Here is a 16287-nt window from a genome sequence, read left to right on the forward strand (position 1 = left end):
TAAGACAATGAAAAATGAGTTTATTGATCGCCCGGCGATCCTTGCGCAAGTGAATGCGGCATTTTATCGCTATGAACAAGCATTGATCAGTAACGATATTCCTGTTTTGGACGAACTGTTTTGGCACGACGACCGCACTGTGCGTTTTGGTGCTGGAGAGGATCTGTTTGGCATTGATGCCATCAGGGAATTTCGCCAAAAACGCCCTTCACAAAGTTTGGATCGCCGGTTAGAGAATACCGTAATCACCACTTTTGGTGAGGATATGGCAGTAGCCAGCACCGAGTTTTATCGCGAAGGCAGTTCACGGGTTGGCAGGCAAATGCAGACGTGGGTTAAGTTGCCCTGCGGCTGGCGGATTGTGGCAGCACATGTGAGTTTGATTTCAGAGTAGTTTTTTACCAAAGGGGCTTTTGGAATCAGGGAGTTGATTCAATTCTTATGTTCAGAATTTACTATCGGCTCGGGTTTCGGTTGAGATGGCGGGAAACAGATAACTGCCGAACGATTATCAACCGAAACCCGATCCGAAATTAATCACTTGAAAATTATCCATTGGTTTATCATTCCCATTTATCTAATACTGTCACACTTTTCAATTCAGAATAATTTCCCATGACACAAAAAACCGAAATCCCCGGTTTAAGCCCAGCATTGATTGTATTGATGTCAGTCGCCACCGGACTGGCGGTTGCCAGCAACTATTATGCCCAGCCACTGCTGGAAACCATCGCCCAAGCTTTTAATCTTTCGGTCAATCAGGCCGGTTTTATCGTGACAGCAGCCCAGTTGGGCTACGCCGTCGGGTTGATGTTCCTGGTTCCACTAGGAGATATGTTTGAACGCCGCGGATTAATTGTCGGCATGACTCTGCTGGCTGCGGGCGGCATGTTGATTACCGCTTTGTCGCAAAACCTCACCATGATGATTGTCGGCACCGCCCTCACCGGCCTGTTCTCTGTCGTGGCGCAATTACTGGTGCCATTGGCGGCTACACTGGCTGCACCGGAAAAGCGCGGTAAAGTGGTCGGCATAATCATGAGCGGCCTGTTATTGGGCATCTTGCTGGCACGGACGGTGGCGGGGGCATTGGCATCCATTGGCGGCTGGCGCACCATCTATTGGGTCGCCAGCGTATTAATGATAATCATGGCTCTGACATTATGGCGCTATCTGCCGCGCTATAAGCAGCATACTGGCCTGAATTACGGCCAGTTGCTCAGCTCGATATTCTCTCTCTTTATCCGTACCCCAGTACTGCGCACCCGCGCCTTACTTGGCGCGCTATCTTTCGCTAACTTCAGTGTGTTGTGGACCTCAATGGCCTTTTTGCTGGCCTCACCGCCGTATGGCTATTCAGAAGCGGCTATCGGGTTATTTGGTTTGGTCGGGGCTGCGGGAGCATTGATGGCGACCAAAGCAGGTCAGTTAGCCGATAAAGGTAAAGCACGCATTACCACCAGCGTCGGCTTGGTATTGCTGCTGCTGTCGTGGATACCCATCGCCTTGGGGCAACACTCAATTCTTGCGCTGATTATCGGGATAATTGTGTTGGACTTGGCGGTTCAAGGGGTTCATGTCACCAATCAGAGCGTGATATACCGCATGATGCCGGAAGCCAGAAATCGGTTAACCGCAGGCTATATGACCAGCTACTTCATTGGTGGGGCTTTGGGTTCACTGATATCAGCCGCAGCATATCAACATGCAGGCTGGTATGGCGTGGCAATCGCCGGCTTAGTGTTGTGTATCTTGAATATTACCACCTGGTTAGCGGGCAAACGATTTGATCCTCCCGCAAACCAGCCTGTCGAGTGATTTCTAACATACCCTGCCTCTTTTAAGATGCAGGGCTATTAGATATTTAGAAAGATATTACCCTAGGTTGTTAATTAGCTAACTACTAATCAATCTAGATATAAAATTGGGTTATAGGGTATTAAGACAATTACTACTCTGGTAATGTTACCTAACTTGTTATTTTACCCTGCAACCCAAAGCTGACTTTATGCAAAGCCAAATCACCGACGCGCCTACGGCGACCAAGTCGACAGCCACCTTCGTAGAAGGCATAACTGATAGCCTGCCCATTGTTATTGGCTACTTGCCGGTGGCTTTTGCCTTTGGTTTAAGTTCGGTAAAACTTGGCTTCACTCCGCTGGAAGCGATTTTCTTCTCTTGCATTATTTATGCTGGAGCCAGCCAATTCGTTATCACCGCCCTACTCAGCGCAGGGATGTCATTGTGGGTTTCCGCCCTGACGGTCATGGCGATGGATATCCGCCATATTTTGTACGGCCCCGCACTTAAGCACCGCATTCTGGCAAAGCTGTCCGGTAAAAAAACCGCGCTATGGGCCTTTGGCTTGACCGATGAAGTGTTTGCCGCCGCAACGACCAAGTTAATGAAAGACCAGCGCCGCTGGAGCGAGAACTGGATGCTCGGCATCGCGTTCACCTCTTGGCTATCTTGGGTGGTAGGTACCGCCATCGGCGCAATGTTTGGCAATGGCCCGCTGGAAAATTATCCCGCCATTGAAGCTTCCCTTTCCTTTATGCTGCCCGCGTTGTTCCTCAGCTTCCTATTAGCAGCATTTAAACGCCAATACAGCCTGACGGTTATCGCCTCACTGATGGGTGCTTTGCTCGGCGTACTGTTGTTCTCCATTCCGGTCGCTATCTTAGCTGGCATTGGAGGCGGGTGCCTGGCGGCGCTGCTCCAACCCGCACCAGAAGTGACTACAGAACCGAATGAGAATAATGAACAGGAGCAGACACCGTGAATACTGATGTTCTGGTGATTGGTTTAGTGGTAGGAACCGTAAATTATCTGTTTCGTTATTTGCCGCTGCGGCTAGGGCCAGCACGTAAACAAGTAGGCCTGCAACGGGGCAAAATGTCCCTGCTGCTAGACAGCATCGGTATCGCTTCTATTTGTGCCTTATTGGTGGTTTCCAGTACGCCGGAAATCATGCATAACCCACAGAAATTAATTCCTACACTTATTGGTTTTTTGGTTATCTGTGGATGCTTTTATAAAACCAACAGCATTATCTTCGCCACCTTACTCGGCGCACTCAGCTACGGCCTGACATTCAAACTACTAATGATTTTGGCGTAACAATTTGCCTGAATCGTGAGCTAACACACAATATCCTTACATTTAGTGATACTAACTACTTACAAACAGTGACTGAATAACACGAATTGCTAAATTTTTCTGTAATTATAACGTTTACATTATTAGTCACTATCGTTACTGTACCATTTGAAATTAATGAGGCTCCTTATAATGGAAAGTTCGTTTAGTCCCATCGAACAGATGCTTAATTTTCGTGCAAAACGCCAGAAAGATTTCCCTTATCAGGAAATTCTGCTGACGCGCCTGTGTATGCATATGCACAGTAAGTTGCTAGAAAACCGCAACAAAATGCTGAAAGCGCAAGGGATTAACGAGACCCTGTTTATGGCATTAATTACGCTGGATGCGCAGGAAAGCCGGAGTATCCAACCGTCGGAATTAAGTGCTGCACTGGGTTCTTCGCGTACTAATGCTACGCGTATTGCTGACGAGCTGGAAAAGAAAGGCTGGATTGAACGCCGTGAAAGCCACAATGACCGCCGTTGCTTGCATTTGCATCTGACCGAGGCTGGCGTTGAGTTTTTAAATCAGCTGCTACCCCCACAACATAAGTGTCTGCATTTTCTTTGGTCAACACTTGACGCCGACGAACAGCAACAGCTTGAAACGCTGACGCGTAAGTTATTGGCACGTTTGGACCAAATAGAAATACCGGAACAGTAATTCCACTGTTTCTATCCAGATAAATAGCTGTCCAGGTAAATAACTATGTCATCCCCACATAGCTGGAGACTCACGCCCTTGTCCGTCGTATTTTTACTGGCGGGCTGTGCCTCAAGCGATAATATTGCTCCTCAGTCTCAAATGCTGGATAACCAACAACTACAATTGGCACAACCCAAGGTCAGTTCGTTGGCGTTAAGTCCTCAGTGGTGGCGGGTACTGGAAGATCCCCAACTGGATGCTTTGATGTCGCAAAGTTTGCAAACATCACCGTCACTCAAGCAAGCAGCAGCGCGAGTGCGGGAAGCACAAAGTGTGATGGGCCAGGCCGATGCGGCTAATGGCCCTAATATTGATTTAGCCGCTAGCAGTACGCGGGAAAAAATCGCACAAAATACGCTGCAACCCTTCTTGCAGGCTTATCCAAGCAAACCGCTGTATGAGACCGCCAATACACTTGGCCTGAATCTCAGCTATGAGTTTGATTGGTGGGGCAAATACCGCAATCGGGTTAATGCCGCCAATGCGCAGGTTAATGCTGCCCGTGCAGAACAGCAGCAAGCCGCTCTGACGCTCACCAGCTCAGTCGCATCGGTCTATTATCAGTTACAGAGCAACTTCGCCCTGCAAGAGGTGTTGCAGCAGGAAGTCGATAACAACGAGCGTCTGGCTGAGTTGCGCACCAAGCAATATCAGGCGGGCATCTATGGTATTGAAATTCCGCAACAAACACGGGCGCAAGCTGACACCGCCAAGCAACAGATTATCCAGTTGCAGTCGCAAGGTGAGCAGCTGAAACATCAGTTAGCCACCCTCACAGGCCAAGGCCCGAGCGGCACACAGAATATTCGCCCAGTGCCCTTGCCAGATATCTCGCGGCTGACACCTAAAGGCGAACTGACCACCGATTTACTCGGTCAGCGCCCAGATATTACCGCCCAGCGCCAACTGGTTGAATCTTATGACCAGCGGGTTAAAGCAGCACGTAAAGAGTTCTATCCAAGCTTATCGATTACCGGATTTGCCGGGTTCTCTACCACTAATTTCCAAGGCACTAACCCCAATCTGTTGGAAGCGGCCAGTCAGGCATGGAACTTCGCGCCTGCCATTTCGCTGCCTATTTTCCACGCAGGTGCGTTACGCAGCAAGTTAGGTGAAGAATCAGCACTTTATGATGAGGCGGTTGAATCTTACAACCAGACCATCCTTAATGCTGTGCAGGAAACGGCCGACGCCATCACCATCCAACAAAGTAACCAGCTTCAACTTCAACAGGCTGCATCCGCGTCACAAGCCATGCAGAAAGTTTATAACGTCGCTAGCGCCCGTTATAAGGCAGGGATTATTGGCCGTGATGAACTGTTGATTAGCCAGTCGCAATATCTACAGCAGCAGCAATCAGAATTGAGTGCCAGCAACAATTTATTGCAGGCCAAGATTGGTTTGATCCGTTCACTCGGTGGTGGTTATCAAGCCCCGGTCAGTGACGGTTCACAAAATAAAACAATATAAAACAATATATACCCTAAATAATTCGAGTTGCAGGAAGGCGGCAAGTGAGAGAGTTCCGATGAGCTTACTGTGTTGTAAGTGATTCGGGTGATTGAACGTAGCCAACGCACATGCAGCTTGAAGTATGACGGGTATAGAGCGTGGAGAACACCATGAGTGCAAACGCGGAAGCTCAAATCCCGCAACAACCGCAGAACAAAAAGCAGCAACGTAAACGCGTGCTGCTGTTACTGACGGTTATTTTTATTATGATTGGGGTGGCCTACCTGATTTATTGGTTCCTGGTACTGCGTCATCACCAAGAGACTGATAATGCTTATGTATCTGGTAATCAGGTGCAGATCATGTCTCAGGTGCCCGGCAGTGTTGTCAGTGTCAATTTTGAAAATACTGACTTTGTCAAAAGCGGTGATGTCCTACTGACTTTGGACCCAACCGATGCTGAACAAGCCTATGAGCAGGCAAAAACCGCGCTGGCTAACAGCGTGCGTCAAACCCACCAGCTCATGATTAACAGCAAGCAGTATCAGGCTAATATTGCCCTGAAAAAAACGGAGCTGAGCAAAGCGCAAAATGACCTGAAACGCCGTGTGGTTCTGGGTTCGGTTGATGCGATTGGCCGTGAAGAACTGCAACATGCCCGCGATGCCGTAGAGTCAGCTCAAGCATCATTGGATGTGGCGATTGCACAATACAATGCCAATCAGGCGCTGGTACTTAATACCCCGCTGGAGAAGCAACCGGCGGTCGAACAAGCGGCTGCTAAGCTGCGTGATGCCTGGTTATCACTGCAACGTACCAAAGTTGTCAGCCCAATCACCGGTTTTGTTTCACGCCGTAGTGTGCAAGTGGGTGCTGAAATCGCTAATGGTGCGCCGCTCATGGCTGTTATTCCGGCTAATGAGATGTGGATTGACGCTAACTTTAAAGAAACACAGTTAGCCAATATGCGCATTGGCCAATCGGCCACTGTGGTGACAGATTTCTATGGCGATGATGTTGTTTATCAAGGGAAAGTCGTCGGTCTGGATATGGGGACCGGCAGTGCCTTCTCACTGCTACCGGCGCAAAACGCCACCGGCAACTGGATCAAAGTGGTTCAGCGCCTGCCAGTCCGTATTGCGATAGAGCCAAAACAGCTGGCTGAGCATCCGCTGCGAATTGGCCTCTCTTCCACCGTAAGAGTGGATACCGCCAATACTGATGGTCTGGTGTTAGCGCAAACTGTGCGTAAAGATCCGGCATTTGTCACCGATGCTCTGTCAATCGACTTAGCGCCAGTGAACCAAATGATTAGCGATATTGTTCATGCGAATGCAGGTTAATGTTCATGCAAACGCGGGTTAAGCGCGCCGGAGGCCACTGTGGCACAAAAACCGCTTGAAGGTGCCCAACTCGCCTGGATGACTATCGCGCTATCATTAGCGACTTTCATGCAGGTGCTGGACTCCACCATTGCTAACGTGGCTATTCCGACCATTGCCGGTGATCTGGGTTCGTCCAACTCACAGGGCACATGGGTTATCACCTCGTTTGGTGTGGCTAATGCGATCTCCATCCCTATCACCGGCTGGCTGGCAAAACGTGTCGGTGAAGTTCGATTATTTCTGTGGGCAATAGGTTTATTTGCGCTGGCCTCATGGCTGTGCGGCATTTCAAACAGCCTGGGGATGCTTATCTTCTTCCGGGTGATTCAAGGGCTGGTTGCCGGGCCATTGATTCCATTGTCACAAAGCCTGCTACTGAATAACTACCCCCCGGCGAAGCGAAGTATGGCCCTGGCATTGTGGTCGATGACAATTGTTGTCGCCCCAATCTTTGGGCCGATCCTCGGCGGTTATATCAGTGACAACTATCACTGGGGCTGGATCTTCTTTATCAACATCCCGATTGGGATAGTGGTTATTTTAATTGCGGGCAGCACCCTGAAAGGGCGAGAGACTAAAACTGAGATCAGGCCAATTGATACGGTGGGATTAGTATTATTGGTCGTCGGTATCGGTGCCTTGCAAATCATGCTCGACCAAGGTAAGGAGCTGGATTGGTTTAACTCGACCGAGATTATCGTCCTGACGGTAGTTGCCGTGATTGCCATTACCTTCCTGATAGTGTGGGAGCTAACCGACGACCATCCGGTGATCGATTTGTCATTATTCAAATCGAGAAACTTTACCATTGGTTGTTTGTGTATCAGCCTGGCCTATATGTTGTACTTTGGCGCGATTGTTTTGCTGCCTCAGCTACTTCAGGAGGTCTATGGCTATACCGCCACTTGGGCCGGTTTGGCATCAGCGCCAGTGGGGATCTTACCGGTATTGCTGTCACCGATAATTGGTCGCTTCTCTCATCGAATCGATATGCGGCAGTTAGTCACATTCAGCTTCATTATGTATGCGGTTTGTTTCTACTGGCGGGCATATACATTCGAACCGGGAATGGATTTTGGTGCTTCGGCGTGGCCACAGTTTGTGCAAGGCTTTGCGATTGCCTGCTTCTTTATGCCACTGACCGCAATTACCTTATCCGGCTTACCGCCGGAGCGCATGGCCGCAGCATCCAGTTTATCTAACTTCCTGCGAACACTGGCCGGTTCGATTGGTACCTCAATCACCACCACGCTGTGGACGCAAAGAGAGTCTATGCACCATTCGCAACTGACGGAGTTTGTTAATCCGTTCAATCCGAATGCGACACAGATGTATCAGGATTTGGAAAAATTGGGGCTGAATCAGCAACAGGCTTCGGCTTATCTGGCGCGGGAAATTACCAATCAGGGGCTGATTATCTCGGCTAATGAAATCTTCTGGCTCTCGGCGGGTGTCTTCCTGCTGCTGCTGGCGTTAGTCTGGTTTGCTAAACCTCCGTTTACGTCCGGTGGCGGAGGCGGTGGCGCGCACTAAATCAATCAAGATTTAACATAAAAAAACGGGCGCTGACTAATCATCAGCGCCCGTTTTTTATACTGAGCATACCCAAAGTCATTGGCGTTGCAGGTAGGCAGCAAGTAAATGTATCCCGATGAGCATACTCAAGTATGTGATTCGGGTGCATGAACGCAGCTAACAACCCTGCAACGTCAAGGACGCAGGGTATTATTGGGCGCTATTTTGACGCCACCATTCTGACAACAAAATCCCTGTCGCCACCGACACGTTCAGACTTTCAACTCGCCCGGTACCGCCGATAGACACACTCATATCACCCTGCTGCCAAGCACTGTCGGTCAGACCATCACTCTCTTGACCTAATACCAGCACCATTTTGGCTGGCAGTTCAGCTTTCGCCAGACTGACACCTTTATGGCTTGAAGTGGTGACGATGGTGTAACCCGCTTTACGGAAGGTATCCAACACAGAGAGGAAATCATCAGCATTGATTGCCTTGATATGCTCTGCACCGCCTTCTGCTGTACGTACTGCAGCACCTGACTCCAGCATCGCCGGGTCTTGCAACAACACGCCGTTAATACCAAAGTGTGCACAGGTACGCATGATGCCACCCAGATTATGTGGGTTACCCACATCTTCCAGCGCCAATACACAATCTTTCGCCTGAGTCTGCTGCTGCAGATAGGTTTCTGCATCCAAACCCTGACGTTTTTTAATCAGGAAACACACGCCACCGTGGTGCTCTGTGCCGGATGCTTTCGCCAGCTCATCTTCTTCAACCACATGGTAAGCCTTGCGGTTAGCCGCCATCCATTTCAGCGCTTCGCGGAAACGGGGAGTCACTGACTGCACAAACCAGGCGCGCACGATAGCATCAGGGCGGCTTTCAAACAGCGCTTTACAGGCATTCTCGCCATAAACACGCGTTTCTTCAGCCCGCTGACGGCGCAATTGTGCCGGATCCACATGGCTTTTACCGCTGATACCGCCGTGATCAAACTCTGGCTCTTCAGATGGCGCACGAGACACGGTTTTCCACGGTGAATCGTAAGGGCCACTGCTGTCAGAACGAGCCGGACGGCTAGGACGATCGCGTTCATTACGGCCGGAATCGTTACGACGTGAGTCATTATTACGCGGTGAACTGCCTCGACCAGCATTATCACCCGGACGACCTTTACCTGCCGGACGTTGCTTGTTACTACGGTTATTGCTGTTACGGTCGTCGCTGCTTTCGTCACTGCGGACGTACATCACTTTAACTTTGCCGTTCTTGCCACTAAATGAATCGTTCATTGTCTTCTCCACCAACGCGCAGGGCGCGAAGATTACCTGATGTCTGCTCGGTTAGCCATAAGCAAGCGCTAAAAGCTACCAACTATCGTATTCATCGAATAAACCTTTTTGGCACTGTCCTCATTTATACTCATAATAGATAACAACAACGAAACAATTCAGCTCACTTTGACTGTTTGGTTTCTCTTATCTAATGAGATACAAAATAAAGGCTAATTTATGAATACGGTATGTACAGCTTGTATGGCGACTAATCGCCTGCCGGAAGAACGTATTGATGACGGCGCTAAATGTGGGCGCTGTGGCCACTCTTTATTTGATGGCGAAGTCATTAACGCCACCGCTGAAACGCTGGATAAACTGCTGCAAGATGACCTGCCCGTCGTCATCGATTTCTGGGCGCCTTGGTGTGGCCCTTGCCGCAGCTTCGCCCCTATCTTTAGCGATGTTGCTGCTGAACGCGCAGGAAAAATCCGCTTCGTCAAAATCAATACTGAAGCAGAACCGGCACTTAGCACCCGTTTCCGCATCCGCAGCATTCCCACCATTATGCTGTATCGTAACGGCAAAATGGTCGACATGCTTAGCGGGGCAGTACCAAAGGCACCTTTTGACCATTGGTTAGATGAGCAATTAGCCCTAGAACCAGCGGCCCGCTAAGCTAGTTTACTTCATTTATTGCTCATTTGGCGGTATTCCCCCGCCAAATTAGACTGTACGCCCCGGCAGCTTGCTGTCTGGGGCGTTACTTTATCTATAATTCAGGCTATAGGTTCATTAGAATAACGCTATTTCTTCAGGAGCCCGTCGTGACGGAGACATTGAGCAACGAGCAGCTATTGCCGGTAACTATAACGACAGAAAATGCGGTATTGCGCCTGCGTCGCCAGCGGCTAGCACTATCTACCCGCCCTTATCGCGCCCGAGGCTGTCGCGCTATTCGCTGCCAGGGCTGTCTGCTGACTGAGCGCTTTTGTTTGTGCGACACCATCAAGCCTCAACCCGCCAGTAGCCGCTTTTGTCTGGTGATGTTCGACACCGAACCCCTCAAGCCCAGCAATACCGGCCGCCTAATTGCCGATATTTTGCCAGACACCCAAGCCTTTCTCTGGGCGCGAACTGAAATTGATCCTGAGTTATTAGCCGCGATTCGTGACCCTCAGCGCCAACCTTATGTGGTATTCCCGGAAAAATACGCTGCCCCTGAGCGGCAGGTTCTCAATCAATTACCTGTTAGCGATAAACCGCCATTATTCATTCTGCTGGACGGAACCTGGAATGAGGCCAAAAAAATGTTCCGCAAAAGCCCGTACCTTGCCGGTTTACCTGTACTGTCGCTGAATGTCAGTAATACCTCAGATTATTTACTGCGTGAATCACCACGTCCGGAACAACACTGTACTGTCGAGGTGGCCGCTGCCCTACTTCAGCAGGCGGGTGATATTCAAGCGGCTGATGGGTTAACCGCGCATTTCCACTATTTTCGCCAACAATATTTAGCCGGAAAACCTCATCATCCAGTGGGCCGAGTCACAGCAAGTATCGAAGATATCGCATAAAATTAGGCAAGCTGCCCTTAACTTATACCCGATAGATTTCAGGGTGCAGGAAGGCGGCAAAGGAGAGAGCCCCGATAAGCTTACATCAGTAAGTAATTCGGGTAAGCGAGAGCAGCCAACACTTCTGCAACGTGAAAGATGACGGGGATAAATATGAGCCAACGTGGATTAGAAGCACTACTACGCCCGAAGTCTATCGCGGTTATCGGCGCTTCTGAAAAACCTGAGCGTGCTGGCTTCCTGATGATGCGTAATTTGCTTGATGGCGGGTTCAACGGCCCTATTTTGCCGGTAACGCCCACTCATAAAGCCGTTTGTGGCGTGCTGGCTTATGCGAATATTGCCAGCCTACCCATCACGCCGGACTTAGCCATCCTCTGCACTCATGACAGCCGCAATCTAACCCTACTGGAAGATTTGGGCACGTGTGGCTGCAAAGCGGTGATTGTTCTGTCGGCGGCAACCGAGCAATTCTCAGAGCTGAAAGCCTGTGCGCAACGCCATCATATGCGCCTGCTTGGCCCTAACAGCTTGGGCTTGCTGGCTCCGTGGCAAGGGTTGAATGCCAGTTTCTCCCCGGTTCCAATCAAAAAAGGCCGGCTGGCGTTTATCTCCCAGTCTGCAGCCGTGGCAAATACCATTCTGGATTGGGCGCAACAGCGGGAAGTTGGCTTCTCTTATTTTATTGCGCTGGGTGACAGCCTGGATATTGATGTCGATGACTTACTCGACTTTTTAGCCCGAGACGGCAAAACCAGCGCCATCATGCTGTATATCGAACATATCAGCGATGCTCGCCGCTTCTTATCTGCCTCGCGTAGCGCCTCACGCAACAAACCTATTCTGGTGGTTAAAAGCGGCCGCAGCCAGCGCGCCCAGCAGTTGCTGAATGGTCAGCAAGGGCTAGATGCCGCCTATGATGCTGCTATTCAGCGCGCCGGCTTGCTGCGAGTTCAAGATACTCACGAGCTGTTCTCTGCGGTCGAAACACTCAGTCATATGCACCCATTGCGTGGCGAGCGGCTGTTGATTGTCAGTAATGGTGCTGCCCCAGCGGCGATGGCATTGGATGAACTGATTAGCCGTAATGGCAAGCTGGCAACCTTGTCGGACACGACTCAATCCGCGCTGAGTGCCGCACTGCCGCCTTTTGTTTCCTTACGTAACCCAATAGACCTACGGGATGATGCGACTGCTGAGCGCTACCTGGCGGCAGTTAAACCACTATTGGACAGTACCGATTATGACGCGCTACTACTGATTCACTCGCCAAGCGCCGCAGCACCGGGCAGTAAAACGGCGGAATTACTGATTGCGGCTATCCGTCAGCATCCACGCGGCAAGCGCATCACGTTGCTGACGAACTGGTGCGGCGAGTATTCATCACAAGATGCTCGCCGTTTGTTTACCGAAGCCGGGATCCCGACCTACCGCACACCGGAAGGGGCGATTACCGCGTTTATGCACATGGTGGAATATCGTCGCAACCAAAAGCAACTGAAAGAGACTCCCGCACTGCCTGTTGGCCTCACGGCAAATACGGCCCATGTGCATCAGTTAATCCGTCAGGCGCTGGCAGAAGGAACAACCCAGCTCGATACCCATGAAGTGCAGCCGATTCTCGAAGCTTATGGCCTTCGTATGCTGCCGACCTGGATTGCCAGTGATAGTGTCGAAGCGGTACATATTGCAGAGCGCCTCGGTTATCCGGTCGCCATCAAATTGCGCTCGCCTGACATCCCGCACAAATCAGAAGTGCAGGGCGTGATGCTGTATCTGCGCACCGCGATTGAAGTACAGCGGGCTGCTGACGATATCCTAGATCGGGTCAAGCGGACTTATCCGCAAGCCCGCATTCACGGTTTATTGGTGCAAAGCATGGCAAACCGCGCTGGGGCACAGGAGCTGCGGATTGCTGTCGAGCAAGATGCTATTTTTGGCCCGCTGATCATGCTGGGAGAGGGCGGCATAGAGTGGCACCATGAAACCCAAGCCGCCGTCGCATTGCCGCCATTGAATATGGCGCTGGCTCGCTACCTGATTATACAGGCCGTGAAAGGCGGGAAAATTCGCAGCCGCGGCTCACTCCAACCTTTGGATATCCCTGGGCTAAGTCACTTGTTGGTGCAGGTCTCCAATCTTATCCTTGATTGCCCTGAAATCTCGCGCTTAGATATTCACCCGGTGCTTGCTTCGGGCAGTGAGTTCACATTGCTGGATGTCTCGATGCAACTGGCACCCGTCACTGGCGATCCGCAAGCTCGGCTGGCTATTCGCCCCTACCCTCACGAACTTGAGCAAGAAGTGCTGCTTAAAGATGGCTCGCATTGTTTGTTCCGCCCAATCTTGCCGGAAGATGAACCGCTGCTGAAATTGTTTATTGATCAAGTGACTAAAGAAGATCTCTACTATCGCTACTTTAGTGAAATCAATGAATTCAGCCACGATGATTTGGCGAATATGACGCAGATTGACTATGATCGGGAAATGGCATTTGTTGCTGTGCGCCAAAATGAAACAGGCTCGGAAATCATTGGTGTCACACGGGCGTTATCGGATCCTGACAATATTGACGCGGAATTTGCGGTATTGGTGCGCTCGGACCTTAAAGGGTTAGGATTAGGCCGAGAATTACTCGAAAAGATGATTCAATATACGCGCAGCCACGGGCTAACACGGCTTACTGCGGTCACCATGCCCAATAACCGCGGCATGATAGGTTTGGCAAAGAAACTCGGTTTTAGTATTGATGTACAGATGGAGGATGGAATCGTTAATTTGGAGCTGACACTTTGATTTCAATTACATGAATCAAAGTGATATAGGCCACATAGATTAGCGATTCGGTCTGCGGCAGGCAAAACTTGCGCACAATCCGGAAAAGTAGTGGTATTATCGCCCGACTCTATGGATTAGTGTTTTTTTGGATATGGCGGTTTTGCCATCAAATAACAAGAGAAGAAGCGCACTGTGATGTTGTCAAAATTCAAACGTAGCAAACATCAACAACACCTTGCACAACTGCCCAAACTCCCCCAGCCAGTTGATGATGTCCAAACGCTTTATTGCCCCAAGGTTTTCCGCTCAACACTGCTGGAATTAATAGGCCAGGCGACCAAACGTATTTATCTGGTGGCGCTTTACCTTGAGCAGGATGATGCAGGCCGTGACGTGATGAACGCCCTCTATCAGGCAAAGCTTCTGAACCCTGAACTGGAAATTTGTGTGCTAGTCGACTGGCATCGTGCCCAGCGTGGCCGCATCGGAGCCGCAGCAGTCAACACCAATGCTGATTGGTATTGTGAGATGGCAAACAAGCATCCGGATGTCTGTGTTCCGATTTACGGTGTTCCGGTCAATACCCGTGAAGCCCTTGGTGTGTTGCATCTAAAAGGTTTTATTATTGATGACACCGTGATTTACAGTGGTGCCAGCATCAATGATGTCTATCTCCATCAAAATGATAAGTATCGTTATGATCGCTATCAATTGATCACGAATCCATCATTAGCCAATATTATGATTGATTACGTGAAGCAGCGGGTACTCAGTGCAGGAGCGGTTCAGCGCCTTGATCGTACCGATCGGCCAACCAACCCTGAGATCAAAAACGAAACTCGGCAGTTTCGCTCATCATTGCGTGATATCGGTTATCAATTTCCAGCACAAGCTAGCAATGATGAATTGGCTGTTACCCCACTCGTTGGGTTAGGTAAAAAGAGCCAACTGAATAAAACTATTCATCATTTGATGGCTTCCGCTGATGAACGCCTCACGATTTGTACACCCTACTTTAATCTGCCCGCGCTGTTAGTGCGTAATATCATTTATCTACTGCGCGAAGGTAAACAGGTCGAGATTATTGTTGGCGACAAAACAGCAAATGACTTTTATATTCCCGAAGATCAGCCATTTAAGATTATCGGTGCATTGCCCTACTTATACGAAATCAACTTACGCCGCTTTCTCAGCCGCTTGCAGCGCTTTGTTGATAGTGGGCAACTTATTGTTCGCTTATGGAAAGATGGCGATAACACCTACCATCTGAAAGGAATGTGGGTCGATAATAACTGGCAATTGATCACCGGTAATAATCTTAATCCACGGGCATGGCGTCTGGATCTGGAAAATGCCATTTTGATCCACGACCCTAAACATGAGATGCATGAGCAGCGGGCAAAAGAGCTCGAGTGTATCCGCACCCATACTAAAGTGGTTTCACACTACCTTGAGCTGGAGAATATTCAGCAATATCCGGTCAAGGTACGCAAACTGATCCGTCGTCTACGTAGAATTCGTATCGACCGACTCATTAGCCGTATTCTGTAAATCTAAAATATAAAAACCCGGTTCTATGCCGGGTTTTTTGTCTCTAGCCAGAGGAGAGAGAGCATGCGGTGCTCACCTTATCTTCGCCCTTTAATTATTGCCCCGCTCCTTTTTATCAGTACTGCATGTACCCATATGGCCAATGACAGTTGGACAGGGAAAGACAAAGCACAACATTTCTTTGCTTCTGCCGCTTTAGCCGCCGCAGGTACAGCTTATGGCGAGCATCAAAATTGGTCAGATGCGAAAAGTCGTAACTTTGGTTTACTGTTCTCGATAGGTATAGGTGCGGGTAAAGAGTTATATGATAGCCGGCAAGATGGTACGGGCTGGAGCTGGAAAGATTTTGCCTGGGATGTCGCCGGCGCAGTGACTGGTTATAGCCTCTATCAAGCGGTTAACTAATGCAAAATCAGCTAAATAACTGCATATGCAATTCATCTTTCGTTAAGTTATCACCAAATTACAGACATAAAAAAAGCCCTCTGCGCAGCAGAAGGCTTTCTCTTGTATCCCAAATCCCACATAGCAAAAACCCCACGCTTTTGGCATGGGGTCTCGGCTTGATTTGATGTCTGGCAGTGTATGAATGGCTTTCCTGCCATTCGCCCTTCGGGCCGTTGCAAGCAACGTTAAAAATCGTTCCCGACGATTTTTTCCTACTGTATTCGTCTCATCTTCAGGATGAGCCTCACCCCGTTGGGGCCAGCGCAAGCGCTGTTCAAACTGCCTGCGCAGTTTGTCGCATGCATGCTCGAGCCGCACACCACATAAATGAGATAAACAAAAAAGGCCACCCGCTAGGGTAGCCTTTTTTGTTTATTTGATGCCTGGCAGTGTCCTACTCTCGCATGGGGAGACCCCACACTACCATCGGCGCTACGGCGTTTCACTTCTGA

General features: G+C 49.8%; 14 protein-coding genes. 13 read left to right on the forward strand and 1 reads right to left on the reverse strand.

Annotation, left to right across the window (positions count from 1 at the left end; translation table 11 throughout):
• Positions 1-7: 7 nt before the first annotated feature.
• From hpxZ to emrB, 8 genes are all read left to right on the forward strand, one after another.
• Positions 8-394 (forward strand): oxalurate catabolism protein HpxZ, encoded by a 387-nt coding sequence (hpxZ, locus tag FTA96_RS13885; protein WP_050110092.1) that lies wholly within the window; start codon positions 8-10, stop codon positions 392-394.
• Positions 395-615: 221 nt separating this feature from the next.
• The gene (locus FTA96_RS13890) at positions 616-1818 is read left to right on the forward strand and encodes an MFS transporter (RefSeq protein WP_050110093.1); all 1203 of its coding nucleotides are present in this window, start codon (positions 616-618) and stop codon (positions 1816-1818) included.
• Positions 1819-2008: 190 nt separating this feature from the next.
• Entirely contained in the window at positions 2009-2782 is a 774-nt protein-coding gene (locus tag FTA96_RS13895; RefSeq protein WP_050110094.1) for an AzlC family ABC transporter permease, read from the forward strand.
• On the forward strand, positions 2779-3120 hold the full coding sequence (gene ygaH / locus FTA96_RS13900; protein ID WP_050110095.1) for an L-valine transporter subunit YgaH: 342 nt from the start codon (positions 2779-2781) through the stop codon (positions 3118-3120). The genes FTA96_RS13895 and ygaH overlap by 4 nt, the downstream gene beginning before the upstream one ends.
• Positions 3121-3291: 171 nt before the next feature.
• Positions 3292-3804: a transcriptional repressor MprA gene (gene mprA / locus FTA96_RS13905; protein WP_050110096.1), complete on the forward strand. Its 513-nt coding sequence runs from the start codon at positions 3292-3294 to the stop codon at positions 3802-3804.
• Between the two features lie 45 nt (positions 3805-3849).
• Positions 3850-5316, forward strand: coding sequence for an efflux transporter outer membrane subunit (locus FTA96_RS13910; RefSeq protein WP_145574078.1), 1467 nt, complete (start codon positions 3850-3852; stop codon positions 5314-5316).
• 152 nt (positions 5317-5468) lie between these two features.
• Positions 5469-6641, forward strand: coding sequence for a multidrug efflux MFS transporter periplasmic adaptor subunit EmrA (emrA, locus tag FTA96_RS13915; RefSeq protein ID WP_134957352.1), 1173 nt, complete (start codon positions 5469-5471; stop codon positions 6639-6641).
• A 39-nt stretch (positions 6642-6680) separates the two neighbouring features.
• Entirely contained in the window at positions 6681-8216 is a 1536-nt protein-coding gene (emrB, locus tag FTA96_RS13920) for a multidrug efflux MFS transporter permease subunit EmrB (protein ID WP_050110099.1), read from the forward strand.
• A 192-nt stretch (positions 8217-8408) separates the two neighbouring features.
• On the opposite strand, the gene FTA96_RS13925 is transcribed toward emrB, so the two are convergent.
• On the reverse strand, positions 8409-9500 hold the full coding sequence (locus tag FTA96_RS13925; protein ID WP_050110100.1) for a tRNA/rRNA methyltransferase: 1092 nt from the start codon (positions 9498-9500) through the stop codon (positions 8409-8411).
• A 219-nt stretch (positions 9501-9719) separates the two neighbouring features.
• Between FTA96_RS13925 and trxC the strand changes: the two genes are divergently transcribed.
• The 5 genes from trxC (at position 9720) to FTA96_RS13950 (ending at position 15793) form a co-directional block, all read left to right on the forward strand.
• Positions 9720-10160 (forward strand): thioredoxin TrxC, encoded by a 441-nt coding sequence (gene trxC / locus FTA96_RS13930; RefSeq protein ID WP_145574080.1) that lies wholly within the window; start codon positions 9720-9722, stop codon positions 10158-10160.
• Positions 10161-10309: 149 nt separating this feature from the next.
• A complete protein-coding gene (locus FTA96_RS13935; protein WP_145574083.1) occupies positions 10310-11059 on the forward strand; it encodes a tRNA-uridine aminocarboxypropyltransferase in 750 nt (249 codons plus the stop codon).
• A 153-nt stretch (positions 11060-11212) separates the two neighbouring features.
• Entirely contained in the window at positions 11213-13855 is a 2643-nt protein-coding gene (locus tag FTA96_RS13940; protein ID WP_145574085.1) for a bifunctional acetate--CoA ligase family protein/GNAT family N-acetyltransferase, read from the forward strand.
• A 180-nt stretch (positions 13856-14035) separates the two neighbouring features.
• Complete coding sequence (gene pssA / locus FTA96_RS13945) at positions 14036-15388, forward strand: CDP-diacylglycerol--serine O-phosphatidyltransferase (RefSeq protein WP_391592631.1); 1353 nt, start codon at positions 14036-14038, stop codon at positions 15386-15388.
• Positions 15389-15451: 63 nt separating this feature from the next.
• Entirely contained in the window at positions 15452-15793 is a 342-nt protein-coding gene (locus FTA96_RS13950; RefSeq protein WP_050110105.1) for a YfiM family lipoprotein, read from the forward strand.
• Positions 15794-16287: the final 494 nt, after the last annotated feature.

Origin of the sequence: Yersinia alsatica (genome assembly GCF_902170305.1) — a bacterium.
In the GTDB taxonomy this organism is placed as follows: domain Bacteria; phylum Pseudomonadota; class Gammaproteobacteria; order Enterobacterales; family Enterobacteriaceae; genus Yersinia; species Yersinia alsatica.